The organism is Burkholderia sp. HAN2018 (genome assembly GCF_024704855.1).
GTDB classification, from domain to species: Bacteria; Pseudomonadota; Gammaproteobacteria; order Burkholderiales; family Burkholderiaceae; genus Burkholderia; species Burkholderia cepacia.
Genome location: NZ_QOBB01000029.1, coordinates 1 through 26,367, shown reverse-complemented (window position 1 = coordinate 26,367; position 26,367 = coordinate 1). Strand labels below are relative to the sequence as shown.

Annotated in this window: 23 protein-coding genes and 3 pseudogenes; 14 read left to right on the top strand and 12 right to left on the bottom strand. The window is 62.8% G+C overall.

The window, feature by feature from the left end; translation table 11 throughout:
- Positions 1–58 precede the first annotated feature (58 nt).
- The 6 genes from DPV74_RS10105 to DPV74_RS10080 all read right to left on the bottom strand — a co-directional run bounded on the left by DPV74_RS10105 (position 59) and on the right by DPV74_RS10080 (position 7,435).
- Positions 59–901, bottom strand: coding sequence for a fumarylacetoacetate hydrolase family protein (locus DPV74_RS10105; RefSeq protein WP_119337082.1), 843 nt, complete (start codon positions 899–901; stop codon positions 59–61).
- 43 nt (positions 902–944) lie between these two features.
- Complete coding sequence (locus DPV74_RS10100; protein ID WP_034178706.1) at positions 945–1,931, bottom strand: alpha/beta hydrolase; 987 nt, start codon at positions 1,929–1,931, stop codon at positions 945–947.
- On the bottom strand, positions 1,928–3,265 hold the full coding sequence (locus DPV74_RS10095; RefSeq protein WP_119337081.1) for an amidohydrolase family protein: 1,338 nt from the start codon (positions 3,263–3,265) through the stop codon (positions 1,928–1,930). Before DPV74_RS10095 ends, DPV74_RS10100 begins: the two co-directional genes overlap by 4 nt.
- A gap of 4 nt (positions 3,266–3,269) precedes the next feature.
- Complete coding sequence (locus tag DPV74_RS10090) at positions 3,270–4,769, bottom strand: FAD-dependent oxidoreductase (RefSeq protein WP_091926001.1); 1,500 nt, start codon at positions 4,767–4,769, stop codon at positions 3,270–3,272.
- Between the two features lie 114 nt (positions 4,770–4,883).
- Positions 4,884–5,954 carry a porin gene (locus DPV74_RS10085; protein WP_240439952.1) on the bottom strand — a complete coding sequence of 357 codons (1,071 nt, stop codon included), beginning with the start codon at positions 5,952–5,954 and terminating at the stop codon, positions 4,884–4,886.
- Between the two features lie 134 nt (positions 5,955–6,088).
- Positions 6,089–7,435: an MFS transporter gene (locus tag DPV74_RS10080; protein ID WP_059620525.1), complete on the bottom strand. Its 1,347-nt coding sequence runs from the start codon at positions 7,433–7,435 to the stop codon at positions 6,089–6,091.
- 130 nt (positions 7,436–7,565) lie between these two features.
- Between DPV74_RS10080 and DPV74_RS10075 the strand changes: the two genes are divergently transcribed.
- Entirely contained in the window at positions 7,566–8,543 is a 978-nt protein-coding gene (locus DPV74_RS10075; RefSeq protein WP_059620526.1) for a LysR family transcriptional regulator, read from the top strand.
- 302 nt (positions 8,544–8,845) lie between these two features.
- Here DPV74_RS10075 and DPV74_RS10070 read toward each other — a convergent pair whose 3' ends face one another.
- Complete coding sequence (locus tag DPV74_RS10070; protein ID WP_034178700.1) at positions 8,846–9,769, bottom strand: LysR family transcriptional regulator; 924 nt, start codon at positions 9,767–9,769, stop codon at positions 8,846–8,848.
- Between the two features lie 258 nt (positions 9,770–10,027).
- Here DPV74_RS10070 and DPV74_RS10065 point away from each other — a divergent pair, with 258 nt between their 5' ends.
- The 7 genes from DPV74_RS10065 to DPV74_RS10035 all read left to right on the top strand — a co-directional run bounded on the left by DPV74_RS10065 (position 10,028) and on the right by DPV74_RS10035 (position 17,206).
- Positions 10,028–10,810: a 5-oxoprolinase subunit PxpA gene (locus DPV74_RS10065; RefSeq protein WP_059700035.1), complete on the top strand. Its 783-nt coding sequence runs from the start codon at positions 10,028–10,030 to the stop codon at positions 10,808–10,810.
- A gap of 16 nt (positions 10,811–10,826) precedes the next feature.
- Positions 10,827–11,069, top strand: a complete 243-nt coding sequence (locus tag DPV74_RS10060; RefSeq protein ID WP_059620528.1) for an acetyl-CoA carboxylase — start codon at positions 10,827–10,829, stop codon at positions 11,067–11,069.
- A gap of 4 nt (positions 11,070–11,073) precedes the next feature.
- A complete protein-coding gene (locus DPV74_RS10055) occupies positions 11,074–12,537 on the top strand; it encodes an acetyl-CoA carboxylase biotin carboxylase subunit (RefSeq protein WP_059700034.1) in 1,464 nt (487 codons plus the stop codon).
- Positions 12,534–13,409, top strand: a complete 876-nt coding sequence (locus DPV74_RS10050; RefSeq protein ID WP_059700032.1) for an allophanate hydrolase subunit 1 — start codon at positions 12,534–12,536, stop codon at positions 13,407–13,409. The genes DPV74_RS10055 and DPV74_RS10050 overlap by 4 nt, the downstream gene beginning before the upstream one ends.
- Positions 13,399–14,394 carry a biotin-dependent carboxyltransferase family protein gene (locus DPV74_RS10045; RefSeq protein ID WP_059700030.1) on the top strand — a complete coding sequence of 332 codons (996 nt, stop codon included), beginning with the start codon at positions 13,399–13,401 and terminating at the stop codon, positions 14,392–14,394. Before DPV74_RS10050 ends, DPV74_RS10045 begins: the two co-directional genes overlap by 11 nt.
- Before the next feature lie 220 nt (positions 14,395–14,614).
- Complete coding sequence (locus DPV74_RS10040; RefSeq protein ID WP_059700028.1) at positions 14,615–15,970, top strand: cytosine permease; 1,356 nt, start codon at positions 14,615–14,617, stop codon at positions 15,968–15,970.
- 57 nt (positions 15,971–16,027) lie between these two features.
- The gene (locus tag DPV74_RS10035; RefSeq protein WP_091925926.1) at positions 16,028–17,206 is read left to right on the top strand and encodes a porin; all 1,179 of its coding nucleotides are present in this window, start codon (positions 16,028–16,030) and stop codon (positions 17,204–17,206) included.
- A gap of 215 nt (positions 17,207–17,421) precedes the next feature.
- On the opposite strand, the pseudogene DPV74_RS10030 reads toward DPV74_RS10035, so the two are convergent.
- Positions 17,422–17,604 (bottom strand): annotated as a pseudogene (locus DPV74_RS10030) (DUF6429 family protein); the annotation flags it as partial.
- 91 nt (positions 17,605–17,695) lie between these two features.
- Here DPV74_RS10030 and DPV74_RS10025 point away from each other — a divergent pair.
- Positions 17,696–18,688, top strand: coding sequence for an IS5 family transposase (locus DPV74_RS10025; protein ID WP_091925924.1), 993 nt, complete (start codon positions 17,696–17,698; stop codon positions 18,686–18,688).
- 107 nt (positions 18,689–18,795) lie between these two features.
- Here DPV74_RS10025 and DPV74_RS10020 read toward each other — a convergent pair.
- Positions 18,796–19,841, bottom strand: a pseudogene (locus DPV74_RS10020) (IS630 family transposase).
- Positions 19,842–19,944: 103 nt separating this feature from the next.
- On the opposite strand from DPV74_RS10020, the gene DPV74_RS10015 reads away from it, so the two are divergent.
- The 3 genes and pseudogenes from DPV74_RS10015 to DPV74_RS10005 all read left to right on the top strand — a co-directional run bounded on the left by DPV74_RS10015 (position 19,945) and on the right by DPV74_RS10005 (position 22,374).
- Positions 19,945–20,754, top strand: a complete 810-nt coding sequence (locus DPV74_RS10015) for an IclR family transcriptional regulator (protein ID WP_091925919.1) — start codon at positions 19,945–19,947, stop codon at positions 20,752–20,754.
- Between the two features lie 127 nt (positions 20,755–20,881).
- Positions 20,882–21,834, top strand: a pseudogene (locus DPV74_RS10010) (IS3 family transposase); the annotation flags it as partial.
- A 324-nt stretch (positions 21,835–22,158) separates the two neighbouring features.
- Positions 22,159–22,374, top strand: coding sequence for a hypothetical protein (locus tag DPV74_RS10005; RefSeq protein ID WP_091925913.1), 216 nt, complete (start codon positions 22,159–22,161; stop codon positions 22,372–22,374).
- Between the two features lie 58 nt (positions 22,375–22,432).
- Here the strand turns inward: DPV74_RS10005 and DPV74_RS10000 are convergent, their stop codons facing one another.
- Genes DPV74_RS10000 through DPV74_RS09990 form a run of 3 tightly spaced genes read right to left on the bottom strand, consistent with a single transcriptional unit; the run spans position 22,433 to position 25,195 of the window.
- Positions 22,433–23,098: a response regulator transcription factor gene (locus tag DPV74_RS10000; protein ID WP_034178692.1), complete on the bottom strand. Its 666-nt coding sequence runs from the start codon at positions 23,096–23,098 to the stop codon at positions 22,433–22,435.
- 19 nt (positions 23,099–23,117) lie between these two features.
- Positions 23,118–24,509: a HAMP domain-containing sensor histidine kinase gene (locus DPV74_RS09995; RefSeq protein WP_119337080.1), complete on the bottom strand. Its 1,392-nt coding sequence runs from the start codon at positions 24,507–24,509 to the stop codon at positions 23,118–23,120.
- 11 nt (positions 24,510–24,520) lie between these two features.
- Positions 24,521–25,195, bottom strand: a complete 675-nt coding sequence (locus tag DPV74_RS09990; RefSeq protein ID WP_091925908.1) for a response regulator transcription factor — start codon at positions 25,193–25,195, stop codon at positions 24,521–24,523.
- A 217-nt stretch (positions 25,196–25,412) separates the two neighbouring features.
- Between DPV74_RS09990 and DPV74_RS09985 the strand changes: the two genes are divergently transcribed.
- On the top strand, positions 25,413–25,709 hold the full coding sequence (locus DPV74_RS09985; protein WP_059619724.1) for a DUF4148 domain-containing protein: 297 nt from the start codon (positions 25,413–25,415) through the stop codon (positions 25,707–25,709).
- Between the two features lie 225 nt (positions 25,710–25,934).
- Positions 25,935–26,228 (top strand): helix-turn-helix domain-containing protein, encoded by a 294-nt coding sequence (locus DPV74_RS09980; RefSeq protein ID WP_240439951.1) that lies wholly within the window; start codon positions 25,935–25,937, stop codon positions 26,226–26,228.
- Positions 26,229–26,367: the final 139 nt, after the last annotated feature.

The window sequence follows — 26,367 nt, the reverse complement described above, 5'->3', positions numbered from 1 at the left end:
GTCTCCATCCGTGGGTTGACGCGCCGGCTCTGAGGACGGCTCACGCGGGTCGTGCTGCTCAGTTGGCGGCTTCGTCAGCGACGACGTTCCTGAGTGTGCCGATCTTCTCGACCGTCACCTCGCACACGTCACCCGCCTTCATCAGCAGTCTCGGCGCGCGCGCCCAACCGATGCCCGATGGTGTACCCGTCACGATCACGTCTCCCGCCTCGAGTGTTATAGCCTCGCTCAGGATTCTGATGAGACTGGCGACATCGAACACCATGTCGTCGGTGCTGGCCGACTGGACGACTTCGCCGTTCAGACGCGTCTCGAGCCGCAGCCCCTTGGCGCCGGCAGGCAGTTCGTCCGCCGTCACCAGATCCGGACCAAAGGCGCCTGTTCCGTCAAAGTTCTTGCCTACCGTCCATTGGGGAGACTTGAACTGGTACTCGCGCACCGAGCCGTCGTTAAAGAGCGCGTAGCCCGCCACGCAGGACAATGCGTCTTCCCTGCTGATATACCGGCCACCCTTGCCGAGCACCGCAGCGATCTCGCCCTCGAAATCGAGTGAATCGGATGCGTTCGGCCGGATCATCGGCTGCCGATGGGCGATCAGACTCGTATGGACGCGAAAGAAGATTGTCGGGTAGTCAGGCTGCTCGTATTTGCTTTCCCTGGTGTGGTCAGCGTAGTTCAGGCCGATGCAGATGATCTTGGGTGGACGGGTAAGCGGCGGCAGAAAAGTCACGTCGTCTGCGCTCACGACTTCCGCACTCATCCGGTCGCGCCCATAAGTGGCGAGGTCGACACCGCGTGCAAGCAGAGACTCGAGTGAATCGTCTCCGATTACGCGAATGTCATTGCCCTCGCGCACGCCGAGCCACGATTTCCCATCCTTAACAAAGGACACATACCGCATAACGATCTCCAGTACATTGAAATGAAAAGGTGTGTGCCTGTCACTAAGCGACAGGCAACGCGTATTGCTCAAGCCACGCTGCAAAGGCGTGGCAAATTTCATCACTCGCGCGGCGCGCCGCCGCCGAAGCGTCGAAGAATGCGAAGAATGGATGGAACATGTCGTCGAATCGATGCACCTGTACCGGAACGCCCGCAGCACAAAGTCGTTCTGCGTAGACGAGACCTTCTTCAAGAAGCGGGTCCTGTCCGGCAACGGCGATCAGCGCGGGCGGCAAGCCCGTGAAATCCGCGGCGTGCAGGGGTGATGGCGGAAACGTTGCGGCCTGCGCCAAGTTGGCCCCCATATAAAGCCGCGAAATGTCGCGCAAGTCCGACGGCGACAGCATCGGGAAGTCGCTCCGCTTCGCCTCGATCAGGGAGATGTCGCGGGACAGATCGACACCCGGCACCACGAGCAGTTGTGCCGCGAGGCGGACTCCCCGGTCACGCAGCGTCAGCGCGGACGAAGCCGCGAGGTTGCCCCCTGCGCTTTCCCCCGCTACCGCAATACGCGACGCATCGCCCCCCAGAGCCGCGACGTTGCGGATAGCCCATAGCGTGGCCGTCAACGCGTCGTCGTGCGCGGCAGGAAACGGGTGCTCCGGCGCCAGCCGGTACTCGACCGACACGACCACGACGCTCATGTCACGGCATAGCTTGCGTGCGATGTCGTCCATCAGTTCGACGCTGCCGAGCGCGAATCCGCCACCGTGGAAAAACACCACCGTCGCCAAATCCGGTCGAGCATCCTGGGGGCGATAAACGCGCACCGGCACACGAGCACCGTCGAACTCGGCGAGCGCATCCTCAACCGCGCCGACGACGGGCAATGGAAAACGTTCGCGCGCCGCCATGATCGCGCGCCGCATCCGCTCGCGGGCCTGCTCCGGTGTGCCGGAGAACGGTGGCGGTGCGCTGGCGGCACGCGCTGCCGACACAATGGCCGCCAGTTCAGGATCGAGCGACGCGGGCATGATGGTATTTCTCATTGCAATCCGAGAATGTAGTGCTGGGAGGCAAACGCGCGTTGCCGCAGCGCGTCGAGGTCGATATCCAGCATGTGGCCATGCCGCTTCACGGGCCGCCCCGAGACAAAGACGGTATCGACGTTGCCCGGATGGGCAGCCAGCACCACAGCGCCTACCGCATCGGAAACCGGCGTGAGATTGAGGTCATCGCCTCGGATCATGATGATGTCGGCCTGTTTGCCAGGCGTGAGCGAACCGACTTTGTGATCGAGACCATTCGCGCGCGCGCCCGCGACCGTGGCGAATTCGAGCACGTCACGCATCGACAGCGTGGCCGGTGCATTCGCCACACTCGAATGATTGCCGCCCATCCACGAACGGTAGTAGGCGAACGCATGCCGCATCTGCGTGAACATGTCGCCGGAGCATTTCGTTTCGGTGTCGCCGCTCAGACTGGGCCGGATGCCAACTGCCAGCAGGCGATCGAGCGGAATGTCGCCTATGCCTTGCGCGTTCAGTTCGCAATGCACGCCGAGCGAGGCGCTGACGCCCGCATCGGCCATCATTGCAATTTCATCCTCGCCGCAGAAGCAGCAATGCACGAACGTCAGGTCGTCGCTCAGTACGCCGGCGTCGTGCATCTGTGCAATGGCCCTCACGGATGCATTGCGTGCATAGGCGCCCATATGGATGGTCGAGCGAATATCGAGTTCGCGGGCGAGTTGCAGATCGGCGAGCCAGACGTCGCGCTGCGCCATCTCCGGGCCGCGCGCCGCCATCGCCAGCGTGAGCAGTTGATCGTCGGACGAGAAGAACCGTTCGCGCAGGCGACGAATGTCGTCCAGGTGGCCACGCTGACTGTCGAACATCCACGAAGCACCATCCACCAGCGGCCAGCCGTGAGCAAACACGCCGCGGATGTTTGCATCGCGCAAGCCCAGAATAGCAGCGTCGGAGTGGTCCGGCGTGTTCTGCACATGCGACCAGTCGAGCATCGTGGTGATCCCGCCGTCCAGCGCGGAAACTGCGCCGAGCAGGGTACCGATGTAGACATCCTCCGGCCGGAACGCGGCGCCTTTGGCACCCAGCATCTCGGCGAAGTAAATCTGCGGATTGATATCCGCATAGCGATGGCGCACACAGGTCTGCCACGTATGACGATGCGTATCGATGAACCCGGGCAGCACGATCATGCCGCACGCGTCGACGCGCTCGGCGTCGGGGGCTTCGATTTGGGGCTCGACGGCAACGATGTTTGCCCCCTCGACGAGGATGTCACCGTGGCGCAGGTCGCCGATTGCGGGATCCATGCTCAGGATCCAGCCACCCGTCAGCAGAATTCGTTGCTCGTTCATGATGTCACCGCTTCAGCCATTTGCCGATTTGCGCTTCGGCTTCGCCGGCGCGCCCCACCTCCGTGCTGGCCCACGCCACGTAGCCGTCCGGGCGCACCAGCAAAGCCCTCACGCCGTCCATCGACGCGGGGAGATGCGCGGCGCGCGCCTGCAACACTGTGACCGGCAACCCGGAAACATCGAGCGTCTCGAACTGACGGCTAAACCCCTCCAGATCGAGCAACACAAAGTGCCGGCTGCGCAGGGTTTCCGTCACCGCGACGGAACGTCCATCCAGCAACACGAGATCGAAGTCGGGACAACGCAGTCCCGTTAGCGGATGGCTATCCGCATCGCGCGGATAAGGCGATTCCAGACCGCATAGTTCCAGCACCAGTTTGCGTTGCACGTCAGGCAGCGGAACGATGTGCGCCTGCATGCGGCGCTTGAGGGCCACCGCCTCCGGTTCGAAATTGAACTGCAGCGCGCACTGCGCTTTCACGCTGTCGAGCAGCGCATGCATGACGGGAAGACGTTCCGTGTCGTAAGTGTCGAGCGTGGCAACATCCGCCACGCCGTTGATCACGTTCGCGAGCTTCCAACCGAGATTTAACGCGTCCTGCAGACAGAAATTCATGCCCACGCCGCTGGCCGGGTAATGAATGCGCGCGGATTCGCCGACAAGGAACGTACGTCCTTCGCGCAACCTCGGCACAGCACGCATCTGGTCGTCGAACCGCGACGCCCAGCGATAATTCTCGATGCCGTAATCGGTTCCATGAACATCACGGATGCACCGCAATGCTTCTTCGAGCGTAACGGGCTCGTCTTTCGGCGCGTGACGGCGGTCACGGTGCACGATATTGAAACGGGTAATTCCTTCGCCGAACGTATAGCCACGCACCCAGCCCATTTCGTTGTCGACATTGATCCGCCCGCCAGGCCACGGCGCCTTCAACTCTGCATCGAGCACGATGCCGCGGAACGTCCCGGCGCGGCCCTCGAACGGCAGACCGATTTTCGAGCGGACGGTACTGCGGCCACCGTCGGCGCCGATCAGGTACTGCGCACGCAGCGTCGAGTTGGCACCGGAGACGTCGGCCACGTCGACCTCGACACCATTAGCCTGCTGGCGGACGTCCCGTACTTCAGAGCCGCGCTGCACATGCACACCGCTTTCCACGGCCCAGTCCCACAACACCTCTTCGGTCAGGTTCTGCGGCAATCCCAACGTGAAACCAAAGCGCGTTTCCAGATACTTCCAGTCGATCGGATGGAAGCCTGCCCAGATGTGGGACGCTCGGAACGGGTAGTCGGCGATCTTGCGAGTTTTCTCGATGAATCTGTTTGCGATGCCTCGCGCGTCGAACAACTCCAGCACGCGTGGCAGGATCGTGCCGGCGCGCGACTGGACACCTTCGGTGCGGCGCTCCAGCACCAGCGTCTTAACGCCCGCTCCCGCCAATTCCGCCGCGACAGTAAGGCCCGATGGACCGCCGCCGACCACTATGACATCCCACTTCATCGTATTTCTCCGTCTACTTGGTGGATTCGGATCCCGCACCGCGATCCTGTAACGCCGGGCTCGACCGAGCCGCCCAGGCGAATGCGCGAGGCGTGCCCATCAGCCGTCCTCTACTTAAAAAAGATGCGTCATCCCAACTTCCATCTCCAGTTGTCGGGACGATGTTGCCGGCGCCTGATTCCTAAGGACTGCCAGTTGTTCAGTACCGGCTATTTGCAGCACGCTCAGCAGATAAAGACTCGTGCGCTTCGACAGCGCGTAGTCGAGGTGGGCGTGAAGCTGGTTCCATTTGTAGGTATCCAGCTTCGTGTACGAATAGCCGCCGCCGATTCGCATTTGCGGCGTGATGTACTTGTAGGCACCCACGTCGATGGTCTGCGCCGCTTCCGACTGGCCTGCGGCCTTCAGGAGCGTATAGCTGTAGTTGCCCATGACGCGCACGGTGTCACCGGCGTAGGCCACGCCGAGTGTCATCGTATTCTGGTTTTGGCTAACGGTCCGCGAATGATTGGCAGCGAAATTGATGCGATACAACTCACTCACACCCAGCCGGGTGTAGGGCGCATACGGGACACCGTCTACCGATTCCCACACCAGCAGCGACTGGAACGGCCCACTTGTGAAACTGGCTTCAGCGCCGACCGTGCGACCCGTATTGGTGGTCGAACTCTGCTGTCCAAATCCATATTGGGTGCCAAACTGAAGGACACCGCCGAAGACAGGCGATTTGTACTTGATCAGATTGTTAAGCGAGTTGCCGACGGTCCGATCCAGATTGCCAGGATGGGTCGCCAGAAAAGACGTGAAGCGTTCAGATGTGAACGGAACAAGATCGGAAAGCAGGTCATACATGGAGCCGAGCGTGATCGTCCCCATCTTGTTGGATCTCAGACCAAGGTAGCTTTCGAAAGGCGAGCTTGTGCCGTTGTTGAGAAAAACATACTGACTAAACCGGAAGAACGCGGATGCATCCGTATCCAGTTCTTCCCTGCCAGATAATGCCCAGAACGGCACCGCATGGGTTCCGGTCATCTGATACAGACTACGGCCCTTGCCCGCATTGTTGCTGTATGCAATGCCGGTTCCGAGCAACCCCGATAGGGTCACGCTCGATTTGGCATAAGCACTGCCTGAAATAGCCATATATATCGTTATACTAATTAATAATTTTGTTTTCATTTCCATGTCTCCTGACCTCCTCCACAAACCCTGTTCAGGTACGACCGCTATAACTGCGATTCGCAGCACGAACAGGGATCACACTTATCGCTTTATCCGGCCGAGATCGTCTACAGGACTTTCTGTCTATGGTTCGATCTTCATCGCGCGTCACCAATGTGAACGCCTAAGGCGACGGGGCCAAGTACGCCGTCCCGTCTCAGGAACGTGCGGTAAAGTACGATTGCGGCCCAAAGCGCGACGGCTCCCGCCACGGCGAATACCGAAGCCATCGCGCGCGGCAATGCATCGGGGCCGCCTCCAAAGCCACGCTCGCTGACCAGTGCGATCAACGTGGGAGAGCCGCCTTGTCCAATCAGCCCATCGAGAACGAGAACAATCGCCATGACGGCGCCTACGATGGATGCAGGCGCGGCTTTCGCAACGACAGTCGATGTGACCGCCATGAATGTCCACGAGAACAGCACCACCATGGCATCGACGACCCAGAATGCGCTCACCGATCCGATCAGACACATCGTGACTGTCAGCGCCGTCACGGCAATCGTCACGAGCACGCCGACAAGCGCAACGCCCGACAGGCTCCTGCCCCCTTTCCGATCCATCGCCATGCCGGCGAGCCACAGACCAAGCGGACCCATCGTCAATAGCAGGCCACCCTGCATCAGGCCGATTTCCCGCAGACCGAGATGAAAGCGGCGCGCGGTCATGGTCGGCATCCAGCTCCCAAGACCGAAGGTAATCATCGCGTGGGAGACGGCGAACAAGGTCAGTGGCAAGAATATCGCCCGATTAGCGACAAGATAGCGGCCGACGCCGGACAGACACCGGCTCGCATCCGCCGATGCCTCTTCTTGCCGCCCTGGCTCCTTCGCCAGAAAAATGAGCAGGCTCATGGGCAGTCCGACGACACCGATCAGAAACAACGTGACCTGCCACGGCGAGACCGTGCCGATGAAGGGGATCGAGCGGATACCGGCGGACTGGATGGCACCAAGCAACGGGCCGCCGAGTACGAGTGACAGCCCGGTTCCGAGCATCAGCGACATCGTGTACACGGACAATGCGCGCGCTCGACGTTGTTCGTCGACCCCGTCACGAATCAACGAGTATGACGAAGGTGGAATCAACGCTTCCGCGCCACCCACGACGATGCGCGCCGCGAGGACCGCCACGAACGCCGACGCGACTGCGTTGGACGTCACGGCGAGCGACCAGACCGCCACGCCCAGGGCAATCACGACGCGTCGGTTGACCCGGTCCGCCAACCAGCCGGCGGGCAGCCCAACCACAATGTTGGCAACGGCAAACGCCGCGCCGATCAGAAGGCTGATCTGGACGTCGCTCGCGCCGAAGTCCCGTTGAATCGGCCCTACCATCAGCACAAGAATGTTCTTGTCGACCTGAGCCAGCATGCTCACCACGGTCAGGCAGGCAACCAAGCCCCACTGCCGCAGGATTGACTGGCCGTTACGGCGGTCCTCCATAGTCTCTGTCTCCAAAGTTTTTGTGCGCGCCACAAAGTGTCGCTATGTGCAGCAAGTATAGATTTCGCAAGACATTTACAAAATTTATTGTTTAAATGTCGAGCATTTATCTGGTCAATGTCACGCGGAAATGCGCTTCAACAAACTGGACCTCAATCAGCTGGTCGTGCTCGATGCGATCCTCTCCACCCGCAGCGTGGGCCGCGCGGCCGAACGGCTGTTTCTCAGCCAACCGGCAACAAGCTGCTCCCTCGCCCGCCTACGCGAATACTTCGAAGACGAGCTTCTGGTGCCCGTCGGGAAGACACAGGTTCTGACACCGCTAGCCACGGAGCTCGTCAAACCTGTCAGAGACGTTCTGCTGCAAATCCAGACCATCACGCGCGCCAGACCGACGTTCGATCCCGCGACCTCGACGCGACGCTTCACGATTGAGTCGTCCGATTACGTGATCAGTGTGTTTCTTTCTGAAGTGGTGAGAAAAGCGGCCACGCTTGCGCCATTGATGCAGTTCGACCTGAGAGCGCTCAGCCCGCAGTCGCCGGAGCATCTGGAAGGCGGCGAGGTGGAGCTGCTGATCGCCCCCGAGTCCAACACGGTTGCGGGGCACCCGGCCGAGAAACTGTTTGAAGACACGTTTTCGTGTCTGGTGTGCTCGGACCACCCGGCCAAAGGCAGTACGATCACCGCCGATCAATATTTCGAGCTGGCGCATATCGGTGTCGAATGGGGAGGCGGCAGGCGCGTGACGCTGGACGCGCGGACGGTCTCCACCGGCAAACAGGTTCGCCGCCAGGATGTCATTTCGCCGACTTTCACCCTGGTTCCGGAACTGCTCCTCGGTACGTCGAAAATCGCGACGCTGCCCACGCGGCTGGCCCTTCAGATGGCACAGCGGTTTCCATTACGGATTCTGCAATGCCCGATCAAAATCCCCAAGTTCGTGGAGAAGGTGCAGTGGCACAAATATCAGGAGCGCGACCCGGCCATCTCCTGGTTGCGCGCGCTATTGCGGGAGACGGCACTTGGCCTGCCGGTTGCTGAGCAGGCCGAGAGCGATGGGACGAATTCCGGCAAACAATCTCGACGGCAGAAGATGGCGCAGTAGGCGGAATACGGCGCACCGCACACGCGTGCGATCCTGTCGGTTTGACTGCATTTGATAGCAGTCGGCTTGATCTGGGGCTGGCTTATGCCGGCAGCAATCGCGACGGCGTGCAGTTACCCACATGGAGGTAGTCGTACTTTTTGCGCAAATTCTTGCGGTTTTGTCTTAGAAATCTCTATGGATTAGGAAGTTGCGATAGTGCCGGTCGCGCCATAAAAGGGGAGGCGCGGAACCATGCTGTAGGCGGCTATCCGGGTGGCCACCTCCATTTTCGGCACGAAAGGTACGACTATCCTATTTAGCTACGTTCGTTCGCCGATGGTGACAGCCCTTGGCTCCATGAACGTGTGGCGGAAATAGTCACGCACCGCGTGCATCGCGGGGCTCAGCTCGATGTTCTTGCGCCACGCGAGGCCGACGCTCATCGGCGGTACCGGGTCGCGCAGCACGATCGTCTCGATGCGCCGCCCTTCGAGCGACCACGGGCGATACACCATGTCGGACAGGATCGCGACGCCGCTGCCGTTCGCGACCATGCTGCGTACCGCCTCGACCGACGACGTGCGCAGGATCACGTTCGGTCGATACGGTGTCTCGTTCCAGTAGCGCAGCGCCGTCTGCCCGGCCTCGTCCACCGTCAGCATCACGAACGGCTCGCGCGCGACCTCGGCGAACGTGACGCTCTCGCGCTTGAGCAGCGGATGATGCGCACCGACCCACAGCCGGCGCACCGAATGGATCACGGGCTCCAGCACGAGCTCGGGGTTCGACACGTTCGACGTCAGCAGCACGGCCATGTCGTACCGGCCCGCGATCAGCCCCTCCTCGATCGACTCGCGGTTCAGCTCGTGCAGGTGGATCGTCAGGCGCGGATAGAGCGTATTCAGCCGCAGCACGTGATGCGGCAGGAAGTAGCCGAGCACCGTGTAGCTCGCGGCGATCGCAAGCGTGCCGGTCAGCGTGCTTTCCAGGTTCGGAATCCGCATCGCCTCGTCGACCGACGACAGGATCGTGTACGCGTGATTGAGAAAGCGCCGCCCGGTGTCGGTGAGCGTCACGCCCGCCGACGTGCGCAGGAACAGCTGCGTGCCGAGGCTGTCCTCCAGCTCCCGGATCGCGCTCGTCACGGCCGACTGCGAGATGGTGAGCTGGATCGCCGCCTGCGAAATCTGTCCGAGCTCGGCGGTCGCGACGAAGTACTTGAGCTGTCTGAGGGTCAGGGCCATATGGGGTAAATAACCGGTGGGGGCGCGACAAACATCATATCAACCGCTCCGCCGGCGACAATCTCGCGCCGGCAAAATCCGCTACGCCCAGCACCGGCGGCGCTATGCGGCCGATTCTGGCGATATCTGAAAAATCGATACCTCGGCATATAAAAATAGAACTTTTTTGACGCAACCCGCGCGGCTAACCTCCGTTCAACACGGTTTCGCCCTGCGCCGCCGCGCACGCGAACCGGAGAACCTGGAGGAACGATCCGTATGAGGAAGCACAGTGTCGACCTGAATTCCGACATGGGCGAAGGTTTCGGCCCGTGGACGATCGGCGACGGCGTCGACGAGCAGATCATGCCGCTCATCAGCTCGGCGAACATCGCGACCGGTTTTCATGCCGGCGATCCGAACATCATGGCGCGCACGGTGCAGTTTGCGCGCGACGCCGGCGTCGGGATCGGCGCGCATCCCGGCTTTCGCGATCTGGTCGGCTTCGGCCGCCGCACGATCACCGAAACGCCGCAGGCGCTCGTCCACGACGTCCTGTACCAGCTCGGCGCGCTGCGCGAGTTCGCGCGCCTGAACGGCGTGAGCCTGCAGCACATCAAGCCGCACGGTGCGCTCTACATGCACGCGGCCACCAACGAAGCGTTCTCGCGGCTGTTGATCGAGACGCTGCAGCGCGTCGACCCTGGCCTGTGGCTGTACTGCATGGAAGCATCGGTCACCTATCGCGTTGCGATGGAGTACGAACAGCCGGTGATCCGCGAGTTCTACGCCGACCGCGACTACGACCGCAGCGGCTCGATCGTGTTCACGCGCCGCGTGGGCCGCCTCGACCCGCAGCAGGTCGCCGACAAGGTGCTGCGCGCGTGCATCGACGGCAAGGTGCGCACGATCGACGGCGACGACATCGACATCGATTTCGATTCGGTCTGCATCCACAGCGACACACCCGGCGCGCTCGACCTCGTGCGCAACACGCGCCACGCGCTGATCCGCGAAGGCATCCGGACCGCCGGGCCGCAACCGCTCGCCGCCCATCACTGATTCAAGGAGACACACGATGGCATTGCACGATATCGTCAGCCCGCTGCCGGGCACCTTCTACCGGCGCCCGTCGCCCGATGCGGACTACTACGTCGCGGTCGACGCGACGGTCGCCGCCGGCGCGGTGGTCGGCCTCGTCGAGGTGATGAAGCAGTTCACCGAGATCGAAACCGATGCGGGAGGGCGCGTGGTCGAGCTGCTCGTCGAGGACGGCGAGCCGGTCGACGCGGGCCAGGTGCTGATGCGGATCGAGGGGTGACGCGATGAAACCGGTAACGTCCCCCGACACCTTCTACCGCCCGTCGCGGATCCAGACCGTACTGGTCGCGAACCGCGGCGAGATCGCGGTGCGCGTGATCCGCGCCGCGCGCGAGCTCGGCATGCGCGCGGTCGCCGTGGTCAGCGACGCGGACCGCGACAGTCTCGCCGCGCGCATGGCCGATGAAGCCATCCACATCGGCTCGTCGCACGCGGCGAAAAGCTACCTGAATCCCGCCGCGATTCTCGATGCCGCGCGGCAGTGCGACGCGGACGCGATCCATCCCGGCTACGGCTTCCTGTCCGAAAATGCCGCCTTCGCCGCGCAGGTCGAGGCGGCCGGCCTGATCTTCGTCGGCCCGGACTCGCAGGTGATCGCCACGATGGGCGACAAGGCCCGCGCACGCGAAACCGCGCGGCGCGCCAACGTGCCGACCGTGCCCGGCAGCGACGGTGTCGTGCAATCGCTCGACGAGGCGCGGAACGTCGCCGCACGCATCGGCTATCCGATCATGATCAAGGCGGCCGCCGGCGGCGGCGGGCGCGGCATCCGCGTCGCGCACGATGCCGCGCAGCTCGACGCCGAGCTGCCGCTCGCGCAGCGCGAGGCGCAGGCGGCCTTCGGCGACGGCGGCGTATACCTCGAACGCTTCATCGCGCGGGCGCGCCACATCGAGGTGCAGGTGCTCGGCGACGGCCGCCACGTCGTCCACCTGTTCGAGCGCGAATGCTCGCTGCAGCGGCGGCGCCAGAAAATCCTCGAGGAAGCGCCGTCGCCTTCGCTCACGCCCGCGCAGCGCGACGCGCTGTGCGCGTCGGCCACGCGCCTCGCGCAAGAGGTCGGCTATCGCAGCGCGGGCACGCTCGAATACCTGTTTGACGACGCGCGCGGCGAGTTCTACTTCATCGAGATGAACACGCGCATCCAGGTCGAGCATCCGGTGACCGAGGCAATCACCGGCATCGATCTCGTGCGCGAGACACTGCGTATCGCCGACGGCGAGCCGCTGCGCTTCGCGCAGCACGACATCGCGATGCGCGGCGCGGCACTCGAATGCCGGATCAACGCGGAAGATCCGTTGCAGGATTTCCGCCCGAACCCCGGCCGGATCGACGAGCTCGTGTGGCCCACCGGCCCCGGCGTGCGCGTCGACTCGCTGCTCTATCCGGGCTACGTCGTGCCGCCGTTCTACGATTCGCTGCTCGCGAAGCTGATCGTGCACGACGAGAGCCGCGCGGCGGCGCTGCGGCGCCTGGCCCGCGCGTTGGGCGAGCTGCACGTCGGCGGCCTGAAGACGACCGCGCCGCTGCACGTCGCACTGCTCGCGGACGACGACGTGCGCGCCGGGCGCTATCACACGAATTTCCTCGAAGCGTGGATGCTGCGATGGCGTGAGGCCGCGACGGCTGCCGCGCAACAACACGCAGCCGAAAACACAGACGCCGTGCGCGTCGGGGAGGCGATGTGACGACCCGTTATACCTTCGGCGGCGACGAGTTCGTGTTCGTCGAAATCAGCGAATCGATGTCGCTCGAGGCGTTCTTCAAGGGCACGGCGATCACGCGTGAACTGCAGCGCCGCGCGGTGCCGGGCATCACCGAGATCTGTCCGGCGAATGCGTCCTACCAGGTGCGCTACGACCCGGACGTGATCGAGCCCGATGCGCTCGTCGTGCTGCTGAAGACGATCGAGGCCGAGGTCGGCGACGCGCCGCTCGAACTCGATACGCGCATCGTCGAGGTGCCGGTGCTCTACAACGACCCGTGGACGCACGAGACGCTGATGCGGTTTCGCGAACGCCACCAGGATCCGTCGTCGACCGATCTCGAATACGCGGCGCGCATCAACGGCAAGCGCGACGTCGACGCATTCATCGCCGCGCACTCGGGCTCGCCGTGGTTCGTGTCGATGGTCGGCTTCGTCGCGGGCCTGCCGTTCATGTACCAGATGGTCGAGCGCGAACGCCAGCTCGAAGTGCCGAAATACCTGCGGCCACGCACCGACACGCCGAAGCTCACCGTCGGCCACGGCGGCTGTTTCGGCTGCATCTACTCGGTGCGCGGCGCGGGCGGCTACCAGATGTTCGGCGTGACGCCGGCGCCGATCTTCGATCCCGGGCAGCGGCTCGACTACCTGCGCGAATTCATGGTGTTCTTCCGGCCCGGCGACATCGTGAAATTCCAGCCGATCGATCGCGATGCGTACGACGCGGCAGTGGCGGCCGTCGAAGCCGGCACCTTCTCGCTGCGCGTGCGCCCCGTGAAATTCTCGCTCGACGCGTTCCGGCGCGATCCCGATGCGGTCAACCGCTCTCTCGTCGAGGTGCTGAATGCAAACTGACGCGCACAACCTGATCGAGGTCGTGAAACCCGGCCTCGCGACGTCGGTCCAGGACATGGGCCGGCAAGGCTACTACCACGTCGGCATTCCGCCGTCGGGCTCGCTCGACCAGTACTCATCGCGTGCGGCGAACCTGCTGGTCGGCAATCCCGAGGAAGCGGCCGTGCTCGAATTCACGCTGCTCGGCCCCGAGCTGCTGTTCCATACGGATGCGCTGGTCGCGGTCACCGGCGCCGAAATGACGCCGAAGATCGACGGCATCGGCCAGCGCTGCAACGTCGCGCTGCGGATCCGCGCGGGCAGCGTGCTGTCGTTCAATTACGTGAAAGCCGGCGCGCGCGCGTATCTCGCCGTCGCGGGCGGGATCGACGTGCCGGTCGTGCTCGGCAGCCGCTCGACCTACACGCTCGGCGCGATCGGCGGCCACGCGGGCCGGCGCCTGCAGAAAGGCGACCGGCTACCGATCGGCGCGCCCATCGGCAAGCGCCGCGAAGGGCGCGAGCTGCCGGCGGCCGTGAGCCGGCCGCTGGAAAACCAGGTCGAGTTGCGTGTATTGACGGGCCTGTACCACTACCGGCTCACCGACGATTCGGCGCGCACCTTCTTCGACGACGAATGGACGGTCGCGCCCGAAGCCGACCGCATCGGCTACCGGTACAAGAACGGCCGCGCGCTGCAGTTCCGCCCGCGCGAACAACCGTTCGGCGCGGGCGCCGATCCGTCGAACATCGTCGACGCGTGCTATCCGATCGGCTCGATCCAGGTGCCGGCCGGGCTCGAGCCGATCATCCTGCATCGCGACGCGGTGTCGGGCGGCGGCTACGCGACGATCGGCACGGTCATCAGCGCCGACCTGGACCTGATCGGCCAGATGCAGCCGAACCATCGCGCGCGCTTCGTGCGCGTGACGATGGCCGATGCGCTCGCGGCACGCCGCGAGTACCAGCGGCGCCTCGCGCTGCTGCGCGCCGTGCTGCAGGACTGAGCGCCGGACGCCCGGCCAGCGTGCCGGGCGCCGTTCGCCGCCCGCCGTTTTCATCCTTCGCTTTCGTTTCCCGTCCGTGCGGCCCCGCGCGGCGCGGCGGGGCCGCTTGCGCGCCGTTTCTGCCGGACCGGTTGCCCGCCCGACGTCGGGGCAACCCTGCGGATCGCCTGACCCGCGGCCCAGACGTCGTCCGCTGTTTTGCTCATCGAGGAGCACACTCATGGCCAACCTGGCTCAGGCCCGCACCGACGAGGATCTCGACCTGTCGACGCTCGCCATTCCCGATCACGCGCGCATGCCGCCCTTTTCGCTGACGATGGCGTGGTGGGCCGTCTGCAGCGCGGTATTCTACATCGTCGTCGGCGCGACGCTCGCGCTGACCTACGGCGCACGCAACGCGCTGATCGGCATGGCGCTGTCGGTGGTCTCATACGGCGTCGTCAATTCGATCATCAGCCGCTATGCGATTCGCACCGGCCTGTCGGTCGCGCTGTTCTCGCGCGTGCTGTTCGGCAGCGCGGGCGCGGCGCTCGCCACGCTGATCTTCTTCGCGACGGCGATCTACTACGCGGTGTTCGAGGGCTCGGTGATCGCAGTCGCCGCGCATCACCAATTTCCGGCGCTCGACTACAAATGGGCCGCGCTGATCGTCGTCTGCTACAGCGTGCCGCTCGTGTTCGGCAGCGTGCAGCACTGGCTCGACAAGTTCAACGGCGTGCTGCTGCCGTTCTATCTGCTCGGGCTGCTCGCGGCGGTCGGGCTCGCGACGACCGAGTACGGCTATCACGCCGCGTGGCTCGATTTCGGGCCAACGGGCGGCGCACCGGCCGGCGGCTGGTGGCAGTGCTTCGTCTACTACATGGGCGTGTGGGTGCTGATGATGTTCACGTTCGACTACGCGCGCTTCGGCCGTAAGGAGGACGCCCGCTATCACGGCCGCTTCAACTTCGGGATGCCGTTCTATCTCGTCACGTTCCTCGTCAACGGCGCGGCCGGCATCTATCTCGTCAGCACGATTCCGGGACTCGGTACGCTATCCGAAGTATCGGTGGTGCTCGCGCTGCTGAAGCTGATGGGCGTATGGGGATTGCTGTTCGTGTGGGTCACGCAATCGCGGATCAACACTGCGAACTACTACCTCGCGACCGTCAACATGCAGGCGTTCTTCCAGAAGGTTGCCGGGCTGCGCGCGCCGAAGTTCGTCTGGGCGCTCGTGGTCGGCGCGGTCGTCTACGCGCTGATGATGGCCGACATCTTCTCGCGGATCCTGCAGGCGCTCGCGTACCAGGGCATCTTCGTCGTCGCGTGGGTCGGCGTCGCGCTCGCGCACATCCTGTCGGCGCGCTACGGTCAGCTTGTAGGCGACGATGTCGAGTGCCGCGACGCCCATGTACCGGTGTTCAATCCGGGCGGACTGACTGCATGGTTCGCGGGCGCATTCACGGGGCTCGCGGTGAACCAGGCGACCGGGTTCACCGCGTCGCTCTCGGCGCCGGCGACCTTCGTCGTATCGTGGGTCGTCTATCGCGCGCTGCTCGGCACCGCGAAGCGGACCTGGTTCGTGCGGGACATGTAAGCGAATCAGTCATTCGGCAGATATTCATAAAAAAGCAACGATTCGAAAGGTGAAGAGATGTTTAACGAACAACGAAACCAGAGTGGAATCGAGACGACATCGATTCGCATTTTCGCGACACTAACGTCATCGATAATTTTCAGCGTCGCCCACGCAGAATCCAATGTGACGCTCTACGGCGTGATTGATACTGGAATCGATTATGCAAACAGCGAAGTCAAGGCCAGCAACGGCCAAATTGTCCCCAACAGTGGCGGACATGTCTTCCAGATGTCGAGTGGTGTGCCGTGGGGAAGCCGGTGGGGTATGGTCGGCAAGGAAGATTTGGGGGGTGGCCTGAAGGCGATCTTTCGGCTCGAGAGCGGATTCAATTCCGTCAATGGCAGCCTCGGAGGAAACAATCAGCTCTTCTCTCGAAACGCTTACGTCGGCCTGCAAAACGATAGCTTGGGAACGCTGACGTTCGGTAAGCAATGGGACACGATCGTCGACATGCTCGAACCGTTCTCGCTCAACGGAAATTACGGCGGCTGGTATTTCGCCCATCCGAACGACATGGACAACATGGATAACGGATTCTCCGTGAACAACGCGGTCAAGTACGTCAGCCCGTCGTTCGGTGGCTTGCAATTCGAAGGACACTACTCGCTCGGCGGTCAAGCAGGCCAGTTTTCCAATCAGGCAAGCTATAGTGCGGGCGCGACCTACCGTTTCCAGGGGCTGGCTGCTGGCGTCGCGTACTTGCGCGTGAACAATCCTGGCGTTGCGATCGCCAGTTATCAGAGTGGCGGAGGCTTCGTCAACACCGTGTACGGAAGTGCACTGGAACAGGCACACAGCCAATCCGTGTTGGCAACAGGTCTGTCGTACCAGTTCGACAAGGTGAAGCTGCTAGGCAACTTCACCTATACGACATTCCAGCACGGCGACGCAGGGCAAAACGTTACGTTCCAGAATTACGAGCTCGCGGCGATCTACTCGTTGAGAGAAAACCTGGCGTTAGCTAGCGGCTATACATACACAGCGGGACGCGACCACGCGACTGACAGCACACCAAAATATCAGCAGATCAACTTGATTGCTCAATATTCGCTTTCGAAACGGACGGACATATACGCCATGGCTGCCTTGCAACGTGCGTCAGGCGATGCTCAGTTCGCTCAGATCGCGGGCTTAAATCCTTCAAGTACCAAAAAGCAGGCCGTCGTTCGTCTCGGTATGACGCATCACTTCTAATTCCGGGAAGTCTTGCAATCGCTGGCAAATGCCGACAGCGTTTGCCGGTATCCCTATTGGCGTCGTGCCATGATGGAGGGGAAATGGTAGTCTGATTGAACGTTGACCCATCAGTGAACTCAACCGACGAACGGTCGATTTGCTTTCATAAGAAACATCGATTGACCACCGATCTATGAACACGAGCTAGCGTCGTGAGTTGCAAATTCGTTTCATTAATCGGTTTTGCTGCCTGCGGTGACGAAGTGCTGCGTGAAGAGACGTGCGGATTCGCGCAAACCGTCGTCGGTGAGGAGCACGGATTTCGCCTTGTTGACCGGATCGCCGAAGAGGCCGCGCTCATAGAGTCGGTTAAGCGCATCCCAATCGAAGCTCTTCCCGGCGCGGTTGTGGTTATGCTAGGGAAACACTGATTTATCCGGCTCGGCGGTCATCGCCGACGCAGCCGAGGACGTTGTAGAAGATAGTTCACGGAACGAACCGACGACGATGAAACGGCAAATGAGCTTTGCGGAAGCGGAAAGCGCGGGCAAGAAGCGCGTGACTCGGCGACAGCGTTTCCTGGACGAGATGGAGAAGCTGGTGCCGTGGTCGCGGTTGCTGACGGCAATCGAGCCGTACTACCCGAAAGGAGCTCGCGGGCGCCCGCCGATCGGTCTGGAGCGGATGCTTCGAATCTACTTCCTGCAGCAGTGGTACAGCCTGTCGAACGAGGGGCTGGAGGATGCGCTGTACGACAGCATCGCGATGCGGGCGTTTGCCGGGATCGATTTGGCCGTCGAGAACGTGCCGGACGCGACCACGCTGCTGAAGTTCCGGCGCCTGCTTCTCGAACATGACCTGACGCGCAAGCTGTTCGACGAGATTGGCATCTCGCTGTGCGAACGCGGGCTGATGATGAAGGAAGGCACGCTGGTCGATGCAACGATCATCGAAGCGCCGCCGTCGACCAAGAACGCCGAGAAGTGTCGCGATCCGGACATGCATCAAACGAAGAAAGGCAACGAGTGGTACTTCGGCATGAAGGCGCACATCGGCGTCGATGCCGATTCGGGGCTGGTTCACAGCGTGGTCGGCACATCCGCCAACGTGTCGGATGTTTCGCAAGCACACGCACTGTTGCACGGTCACGAGCAAGAAGCGTTCGGCGACGCGGGCTACATCGGCGTGGACAAGCGCGATGAAATGAAGAGCAAGTCGGTGAAGTGGCGCGTGGCGGCCAAGCGAGCAAAAATCAAGGCGATGCCCGACGGTGCGCAGAAGGATTTGATGATCGCGCTCGAGCGAACCAAGGCGCAAATCCGCGCGCGGGTCGAGCATCCGTTTCATGTCGTCAAGAATCTGTTCCGTCATCGCAAGGTGCGCTACAAGGGGTTGCTCAAGAACACCGCGCAACTGTTCAGCCTGTTCGCCTTGGCGAATCTGGTGATCGCGCGAAACCGGCTGCGCTCGATTCATGGAAGAAGTCCGTCAAGCGTATGAGAAATGCGGGAAATCAAGCGCATCCTCGGGTCAAACTTCTCCGAATAGGTGGCGCTTCGCTTCGGTATTCGGCCATTCGTCGACCACCTCGCGCCATCACCTATTAATCAGTGTTTCCCTAGAGTTTCATCGGCCGACTTGCTCCAGGCGAACGGCCGAGGATTCGCGTTATAGACGTCGAGGTAATGCCGGATTGCCTCTTCAAGTTGCCGTGTCGAACGATGCGTGCCACGTCGAATGTACTTTTCCGTCAGCGTGGCAAACCAACGTTCCACCTGATTGAGCCACGATGCAAACGTCGGCGTGAAGTGAACCTGGAAACGCGGATGTCGAGCGAACCAGTTTTTGATCGAAGGCGTCTTATGCATACCGTAGTTATCCATCACCAGATGCACCTCCAGATCAGCGGGCACGTTGGCATCGATCGTACGCAGGAACTGCAAGAATTCACTACTGCGATGGCGACGATGCAATTCACCGATGACTTCACCGGTGCCAATGTCCAGCGCGGCAAACAAGGTCGTGGTGCCGTGGCGCATGTAGTCGTGAGTACGACGCTCGGAGATACCAGGCACGAGCGGCAGTATGGGCTGCGCACGGTCCATCGCCTGGATCTGGCTCTTCTCGTCGACACACAGCACCATCGCCTTGAGTGGCGGATCGAGGTACAGGCCGACGATGTCGCGAACCTTGTCGACGAACAGTGGATCGCTCGAGAGTTTGAAGGTTTCCTGCCGATGCGGCTGCAGGCCGAAGGCTCGCCAGATTCGCGACACCGCAGTCTGCGAAAGACTCATCTCCCGTGCCATCGTGCGCGTACTCCAGTGGGTCGCTCCTTTGGGTATGGACTCCAACGTCTTCGCGATAATGGCATCGACCCGTGCGTCATCGATCGGGGTGCACCAGGACGCGGCGCGTCGAGCAGACCGTCCAGCCGATGCATCACATAGCGCCCACGCCACTTCGACACAGTTTGCTGGGTGACCCGCAGTTTCGCCGCGACCGTCTTGTTGTCGATGCCCTCGGCGCAGGTCAGCACGATCCGCGCGCGCAACGCCAACGCTTGGCCCGTCTTGCGGCGCATCGTCAGAGCCGTGAGCTGCTCGCGTTCCGTTTCGCTCAACACGAGGTCCGCCTTGGGTCTTCCGCTCATTGCCGCCTCTTCGTGTCCGTGGCATTTACTACACGGTACTACAGGCCGCAACTTGTTCAACGAATTTCTAACTCCCGTCACTAGCTCCAGGACATCACTTACCATGCTACAAACACCTGACAGCATGCTACCCGACTGCGACCCACTGGAATTGAACGAGACAATCGATCGCTATCGCGCGCCGGCGCTCGACAAGGGTCTCGACATTCTCGAACTCTTGGCCGGACAGAAAGAAGGACTCACCCGTACCGAAATCGCGAAGGAGCTCGGCCGCAGCTCGGGAGAACTCTTCCGCATGCTCGAACGCCTCGTCGCGCGCCGCTACGTGATGCGTTTGACCGGGGGGGATCGCTATTCGCTCAGCCTCAAGCTGTTCGCACTTGCGCACCAGCATCCGCCGACGAACCGGCTTATTACCTATGCGATGCCACAGATGCAGCGTTTCGTCGATGCGGTTGAACAATCGTGCCACTTGTCCGTCTACGATCGCGGCAACCTGCTCGTGATCGCTCAAGTCGACGGGCCCGGAACTTGGGGAATATCGGTCAGGGTTGGCTCGCGTATATCGCTCGCCAACACTACGTCAGGGCGCGTGATGCTGTCGTTCCAGGATCCCGATCGGCGCGCACAAATGCTGGCCGACTATCGTAAGATCAAGGATAAAGCGCCGCTGAACGAGCAGGAACTCGCGTATGCATGCCAGTCCATTCGACAGGCCGGCTACCTCCGCCAAGACAGCCGCGAGGCATACGGAATAACCGATCTGAGCGTGCCGATCCTAGGTGCGGACGGCCATGCGATCGCGGTGCTGACCTGTCCGTACATGCGCCGGATCGACGCGCACATCGCGCCGACGCTCTACGCAGCGCTCGAGCGGCTTCGCAATACTGGCCAACTTCTTTCGACAATATGAGCTCGGGAATACTGACCGATGAATATCGACCGGAGAAAATAGAGGTGGCCTCGCAAAATCGGACAGCCAGATAAGCGGATCGGCCGAGGCCTGAGCCAGCGATAATTCTGGCAAACGAACCGAGGAAATGACGAAGAGAACCCGACGCACGCACTCAGCGGCGTTCAAAGCGAAGGTGGCGCTGGCCGCGCTCAAGGGCGAGCGCACGCTGGCCGAGCTGGCGCAGCAGTTCGATGTGCACCCGAACCAGATTACCGAATGGAAGCGGCAATTGCAGGAGCGTGCGGCGGACGTGTTTGGCGCGGCAGGCATGCCGTCGAGCGAGCCGCCGGTGGACCTGAAGGTGTTGCACGCCAAGATCGGCCAGCTGACACAGGAGAATGACTTTTTAGAAGGTGCGCTTACCAAGGCGGGATTGCTGAGCGCAAAACGATGATCGATCGTAGGCATGCGCTGCCGGTTTCGCATCAGACGCGGCTGGTTGGCATCGCGAGATCGAGCGCATATTACCGACCGCAGCCGGTCAGTGAGGCCGATCTGTTGCTGATGCGACGAATCGACGAACTGCATTTGGATTTTCCATTTGCCGGGGCACGGTTACTGGCGCGCCCGTTGCGCCGGGAGGGCCATGAAGTTGGTCGCCGTCGCGTGCGCACACTGATGAAGCGAATGGGCGTGGAGGTGCTGTACTGCAAGCCGAACACAAGCCGCCGCAACGCGCAGCACAAGATCTGGCCGTACTTGCCGCGTGGCATGAAGATCGCACGGGCCAACCAGGTGTTCGCCCTCGACACGACCTACATTCCGATGGCGCGAGGTTTCGTGTACCTGACGGCGGTGGTGGACTGGGCGAGCCGCAAGATTCTCGCGCACCGGATTGCCATCATGCTGGAAGCCACGCATGCCGCCGAGGCACTGTAAGAATCGTTCGCCCGCTACGGGCTTCCCGACATCGTGAACACCGATCAAGGCAGCCAGTTCACTCCGGGCGCGTTCACCGAGGCCGTACTGGGGCGAGGCGTGCGGCTGCCGATGGACGGCAAAGGGGCTTGGCGTGACAACGTGTTCGTCGAGCGCTTAGAGCCTATCCGAATGTTTGTGTGTGGGGCATAAACTGATGGCCAAGGAGAATGAAATGAACGCGTCCCACCCCGTGGTCTCGACGTGGTCACGGCGCAGACCACCGAACTCGATACGCAGATCGCGTCGCATCGACGCCGATGCGCGACGCCTGAAGGCCTCCGCCGGACTCGTGCGCGCACTCGGAGGCGGCTGGCACGACGCGCGTTCATGAACGTTTCTTCATCGGCGCGCCCGGTGCCTGCACTGGCGCGCCCGATAACGTGGTTCCTGCCGGCATCGCCCTCGCGGCACCGGCCATTGACACTTGAAACGGACCACGCCATGAAGACCCTGATGTTCGCCACCCTTCTCTCTGCCCTCTGCGTCGCGCTGCCCGGCCGGGCCAGAGCGATGCCACCCGCTGCGGCGCCAGCGTCGCAGACGCTCGCATCTGCCGCGCCCGTACCGCTGCCGTCTCAACTGGCATGGAACTGGAATGCTCCGCAAGCCGCGCCGCTGACGCGTGCGGAGGTTTATCGCGAACTCTATTCGCACTGACTGTGCGCCAGCAAGCGTGCCGTGCGACACGCGGCACGTTCGGCGCAATATCGTGGCGTCACCCGCCCGCGTCGAACCGGAACCCGAATCGCGGGACCGTTTCGATCCGCGCGGAGAACGCATGTGCGGCCAGCTTGCGCCGCAACCGAACGACCAGCGCATTGACCGTTTCGGGTTCGATGTCGGCATCGCCCCACGCGTAACGCAGCACGGCATCGCGCCCGACCGGCCGCCCCGCTTCACGCAGCAGGCATTCGACGAGACGGAATTCCCGTGCGCTGAGCGCCAGCCGCCTGCCATGCTCCTCGAGTGCACGCGTCGCCGTGTCGAGCCGGACCGATTCACGCATCTCGATGACACCCGTACGGCGCCACAGCGCGCGCAGCCGCTCGTGCAGCTCCACGAACGAACACGGATGGGCAAGACACACGTCGCAGCCGGCCTGCAGCATCCGCGCACGCTGCGCGGGTGTTGCGCCCGTGACGATCGCGGCAATCGTCGCGCCGCCGGCCGATACGACGAGTCGCGGCAATCCGGCGAGGATCGCCGGGTCGGCCGCCGCATCGGGTACAGCAATCACGATGGCGTCGAACCGGTCCTGGGTCGCCGCGAAGCAGCCGTCGCGCCATCCGTCGACACGCTCGACGCCGTGCATGCTCTCGCGAAACGCCTTGTCGAGCCGCGCGGCCTCCGGTGTCGGCGGTGCAATCAGCAGGATGCGCATCGTTCGGTTTCCTGCGCCGTCATGCGAGCGAGCGCGGCCAGCATTCGACCGTAATCACCGCGCCGGCCGGCTGCCCATCGCCAATCCGCAGCGCGAAACCGTGCACGCGCATCACGGCCGACACGATGCTCAACCCGAGCCCCGACCCGTTCACATGGCGCGTACGCTCGCCGCGATAGAAGCGCTCGAGCACGGCGTCGCGCTCGCCCGTCGGAATGCCGGGACCGGTGTCCTCGAACCGCACGAGCGGGCCGTTCGGTGTCGTGTGGAGCACGACGCGCACACGTCCTCCCGGCGGTGTGAATTTGATCGCGTTATCCGCGAGATTGCTGAACGCTTCGAACAGCAATGCACGGTCGCCATGAATGCCGTCGACCGGTGCCGCGTGGAGCGCGAACGACACGTCGACGGCTTCGGCCAGCGGCTCGTAGAGGTCGCACACGTCGCGCAGCAATGCCGCGACGTCGACCTCGGCAAAGCCGCCGCGCCGGCTCAGCGTGCCGATCTCGGAGATGCGCAGCATCGCGCGAAAGCGTTCGAGCAGCCGGTCGGTTTCGTCGCGCGCAGACGCCAGCAGTGCCGCCGACGCTGGATCATCCGCGCAGAACGGCTGATCGGCCAGCCGCGCCAGCATCGTGTGGACACGCGCGAGCGGCGTGCGCAGGTCGTGCGCGATGCCGTCGCAGGTATGGCGCACCTCGCCCATCAGCCGCTCGACCTCGTCGAGCATGTGGTTCACGAGATGCGCGAGCAGATCGAGTTCGTCGTAGCGGCCAACCGGCAACCGCTTGCCGAGATCGCCCTCGGCGATCTGCCGCGTGACGCGCCGGATCGCGGCGACGCGGCGCATCTGCCGCATGCCGAGCATGCTGCCGCCTGCAATGCCGGCGATCAGGATCATCACGCCGCCGATCACGAGCCCGCGGATCGCGACATCGCGGATCTGGATGAAATGCGACAGGTCGCGCGCGACGACCAGCGTCATCCCGTTGTCGCGGCGCACGGCCATCGCGCGCGTGATCGGTGCGGGCTGACCATCGAGCGGCGCGAGCGTGCGGTTCAGCGTGCGTCCGTCGCGATCCGTGCGCAGCGCGGGCAGTGTCGCGATGTCTCCTGCCACACGGCGACCGGCCGCGTCAAACAGCCCGTAGAAACTCGTATGCATGTGCTCGTGCTCGAGCCGCCGGTGAATCGCGAGCGGCAGTTCGGCATCGGGGATCGAATCGAAATAGATCAGCTGCCACGCGAGCACCTCGTCGGTGTCGCGCGTCATCGTGTGCGTCGCGGCGACGTTGATCACGCCCGCGAGCAGCAGCAGCGACACCGAGAAGATGGCCGCGTACGCGCACAGCCAGCGGAACGTCGTCGTATGCCAGCGGCGTGTGAAATTCGCCGCGCGAGCCGCGTCCATTCCCGCCTCCGTCACGCGAGTATGTAGCCCGAGCCGCGCACCGTCCGGATCATCGGTTGCGCGCTGGGCGGATCGATTTTCTTGCGCAGCCGGCCCATGTGGACGTCGATCAGGTTGGTGCCCGGATCGAAGTGATAGCCCCACACGGTCTCGAACAGCATCGTGCGCGTGATCGTCTGGCCCGCGTTGCGCATCATGAATTCGAGCACGCGGAATTCCGTCGGCAGCAGCGGAATCTCGTCGCCACCGCGGCGCGCGCAGCGCGAAATGAGGTCGAGCTCGAGTGCGCCGACCTTCAGCAGCGTCTGCTGCGGGACGCCCGATGCCTGGCGGCGGCGCAGCAGCACCTCGATGCGCGCGCTCAGCTCGCCGGAATCGAACGGCTTCGTCAGGTAATCGTCGCCGCCCGCGCGCAGCCCGCGGATGCGCTCGTCGACGTCGCCGAGCGCGCTCAGCATCAGCACCGGCGTATCGATGCCCACCGTGCGCATCGCGGTCAGGATCGCGAGGCCGTCCGGGCCCGGCAGCATCCGGTCCAGCGTGATCGCGTCGTATGATGCGCTCATCGCGCGCATCATCCCTTCGCGGCCGTTGTCGATCCAGTCGACCTCGAATCCGCGCGCAGTGAGTTCGCCAACGATTTCGTTCGCGGTCACCGCATCGTCTTCGACCGTCAGTACTCGCATGCCTGTCCTCGCAATGAACTTCAATACGGGCGCACACCTTGCGCCCGCGACTATCGTAGACGACACGATCGCCGCCCGGCGTTACATGAAAATAGCTTCATCTGGCACCACATGAACAGGCGTGAAACAAGTTTCATCCGTGCGTCGCCCGCGTCGTCGCGCGATCCGCCTACGCTGACGTCATGCGGCATCGGGCCGCGAAACCAGGAGTTACCGGATGAAACTTTCGACTACCACCGCCTGCATGCTGCTCGCATGCGCCAGCACCGCCGCGTTCGCGGCACCGCACTTGACGCCACAGGAATGCAACGCTTACCCGTTCGTTCACACTCAGCGCGAGGTCACGCATGCGGACCTGGTGCGCGAGCTGATCGAACTCGAACAGGTTGGCTATAACCCCGCGCACAGCGGCCCGTACTACCCGGACGATCTTGACGAGGCGAATCGCCGGCTCGCCACCGAGTACCGTACGGACTGTACACATGCACTGACGGCCGACGCAAACCCGCACTGAACGACTGCTCGGCACGGCCGCCAAAGCGACAAGACGGCGCGCTCGTGCCGCCTTGTATTCGTGGGTATTCTTGAACACGAAGCCTTGCACGATGATACCGCTCAATGCGATAGCATATTCACGCTGACTTCGTATGTCACCCTAGTGTCGTGAGTTAGAAATTCGTTGAACAAGTTGCTGCCTGTAGTACCGTGTAGTAAATGCCACGGACACGAAGAGGCGGCAATGAGCGGAAGACCCAAGGCGGACCTCGTGTTGAGCGAAACGGAACGCGAGCAGCTCACGGCTCTGGCGATGCGCCGCAAGACGGGCCAAGCGTTAGCGTTGCGCGCGCGGATCGTGCTGACCTGCGCCGAGGGCATCGACAACAAGACGGTCGCGGCGAAACTGCGGGTCACCCAGCAAACTGTGTCGAAGTGGCGTGGGCGCTACGTGATGCATCGGCTGGACGGTCTGCTCGACGCGCCGCGTCCTGGTGCACCCCGATCGATGACGCACGGGTCGATGCCGTTGACCTGAGACGTTTCTTGTAGCCATCTGGCAAGTGAGTTCTCTTTTATCCTAGAGGCAAGGAGAACTCGATGAAGAAGCGATTTACCGACGAGCAGATCATCCGGATCTTGCGCGAGGTCGAGAGCCGGGACGAGCCGGTGAAGGA

Excerpts from the sequence above, each read along its gene's own strand:
- DPV74_RS10000 (WP_034178692.1), bottom strand. The coding sequence starts at position 23,098 with ATGCGCATCCTGCTGATTGCACCGCCGACACCGGAGGCCGCGCGGCTC.
- DPV74_RS10075 (WP_059620526.1), top strand. The coding sequence starts at position 7,566 with ATGCGCTTCAACAAACTGGACCTCAATCAGCTGGTCGTGCTCGATGCG.
- DPV74_RS10035 (WP_091925926.1), top strand. The coding sequence starts at position 16,028 with ATGTTTAACGAACAACGAAACCAGAGTGGAATCGAGACGACATCGATT.
- DPV74_RS09990 (WP_091925908.1), bottom strand. The coding sequence starts at position 25,195 with ATGCGAGTACTGACGGTCGAAGACGATGCGGTGACCGCGAACGAAATC.
- DPV74_RS10095 (WP_119337081.1), bottom strand. The coding sequence starts at position 3,265 with ATGAACGAGCAACGAATTCTGCTGACGGGTGGCTGGATCCTGAGCATG.
- DPV74_RS10065 (WP_059700035.1), top strand. The coding sequence starts at position 10,028 with ATGAGGAAGCACAGTGTCGACCTGAATTCCGACATGGGCGAAGGTTTC.
- DPV74_RS10090 (WP_091926001.1), bottom strand. The coding sequence starts at position 4,769 with ATGAAGTGGGATGTCATAGTGGTCGGCGGCGGTCCATCGGGCCTTACT.
- DPV74_RS10100 (WP_034178706.1), bottom strand. The coding sequence starts at position 1,931 with ATGAGAAATACCATCATGCCCGCGTCGCTCGATCCTGAACTGGCGGCC.
- DPV74_RS09985 (WP_059619724.1), top strand. The coding sequence starts at position 25,413 with ATGAAACTTTCGACTACCACCGCCTGCATGCTGCTCGCATGCGCCAGC.
- DPV74_RS10080 (WP_059620525.1), bottom strand. The coding sequence starts at position 7,435 with ATGGAGGACCGCCGTAACGGCCAGTCAATCCTGCGGCAGTGGGGCTTG.
- DPV74_RS10070 (WP_034178700.1), bottom strand. The coding sequence starts at position 9,769 with ATGGCCCTGACCCTCAGACAGCTCAAGTACTTCGTCGCGACCGCCGAG.
- DPV74_RS10085 (WP_240439952.1), bottom strand. The coding sequence starts at position 5,954 with ATGGAAATGAAAACAAAATTATTAATTAGTATAACGATATATATGGCT.
- DPV74_RS10025 (WP_091925924.1), top strand. The coding sequence starts at position 17,696 with ATGAAACGGCAAATGAGCTTTGCGGAAGCGGAAAGCGCGGGCAAGAAG.
- DPV74_RS10055 (WP_059700034.1), top strand. The coding sequence starts at position 11,074 with ATGAAACCGGTAACGTCCCCCGACACCTTCTACCGCCCGTCGCGGATC.
- DPV74_RS10005 (WP_091925913.1), top strand. The coding sequence starts at position 22,159 with ATGAAGACCCTGATGTTCGCCACCCTTCTCTCTGCCCTCTGCGTCGCG.
- DPV74_RS10060 (WP_059620528.1), top strand. The coding sequence starts at position 10,827 with ATGGCATTGCACGATATCGTCAGCCCGCTGCCGGGCACCTTCTACCGG.
- DPV74_RS10045 (WP_059700030.1), top strand. The coding sequence starts at position 13,399 with ATGCAAACTGACGCGCACAACCTGATCGAGGTCGTGAAACCCGGCCTC.
- DPV74_RS10105 (WP_119337082.1), bottom strand. The coding sequence starts at position 901 with ATGCGGTATGTGTCCTTTGTTAAGGATGGGAAATCGTGGCTCGGCGTG.
- DPV74_RS10040 (WP_059700028.1), top strand. The coding sequence starts at position 14,615 with ATGGCCAACCTGGCTCAGGCCCGCACCGACGAGGATCTCGACCTGTCG.
- DPV74_RS09980 (WP_240439951.1), top strand. The coding sequence starts at position 25,935 with ATGAGCGGAAGACCCAAGGCGGACCTCGTGTTGAGCGAAACGGAACGC.
- DPV74_RS10015 (WP_091925919.1), top strand. The coding sequence starts at position 19,945 with ATGCTACAAACACCTGACAGCATGCTACCCGACTGCGACCCACTGGAA.
- DPV74_RS09995 (WP_119337080.1), bottom strand. The coding sequence starts at position 24,509 with ATGGACGCGGCTCGCGCGGCGAATTTCACACGCCGCTGGCATACGACG.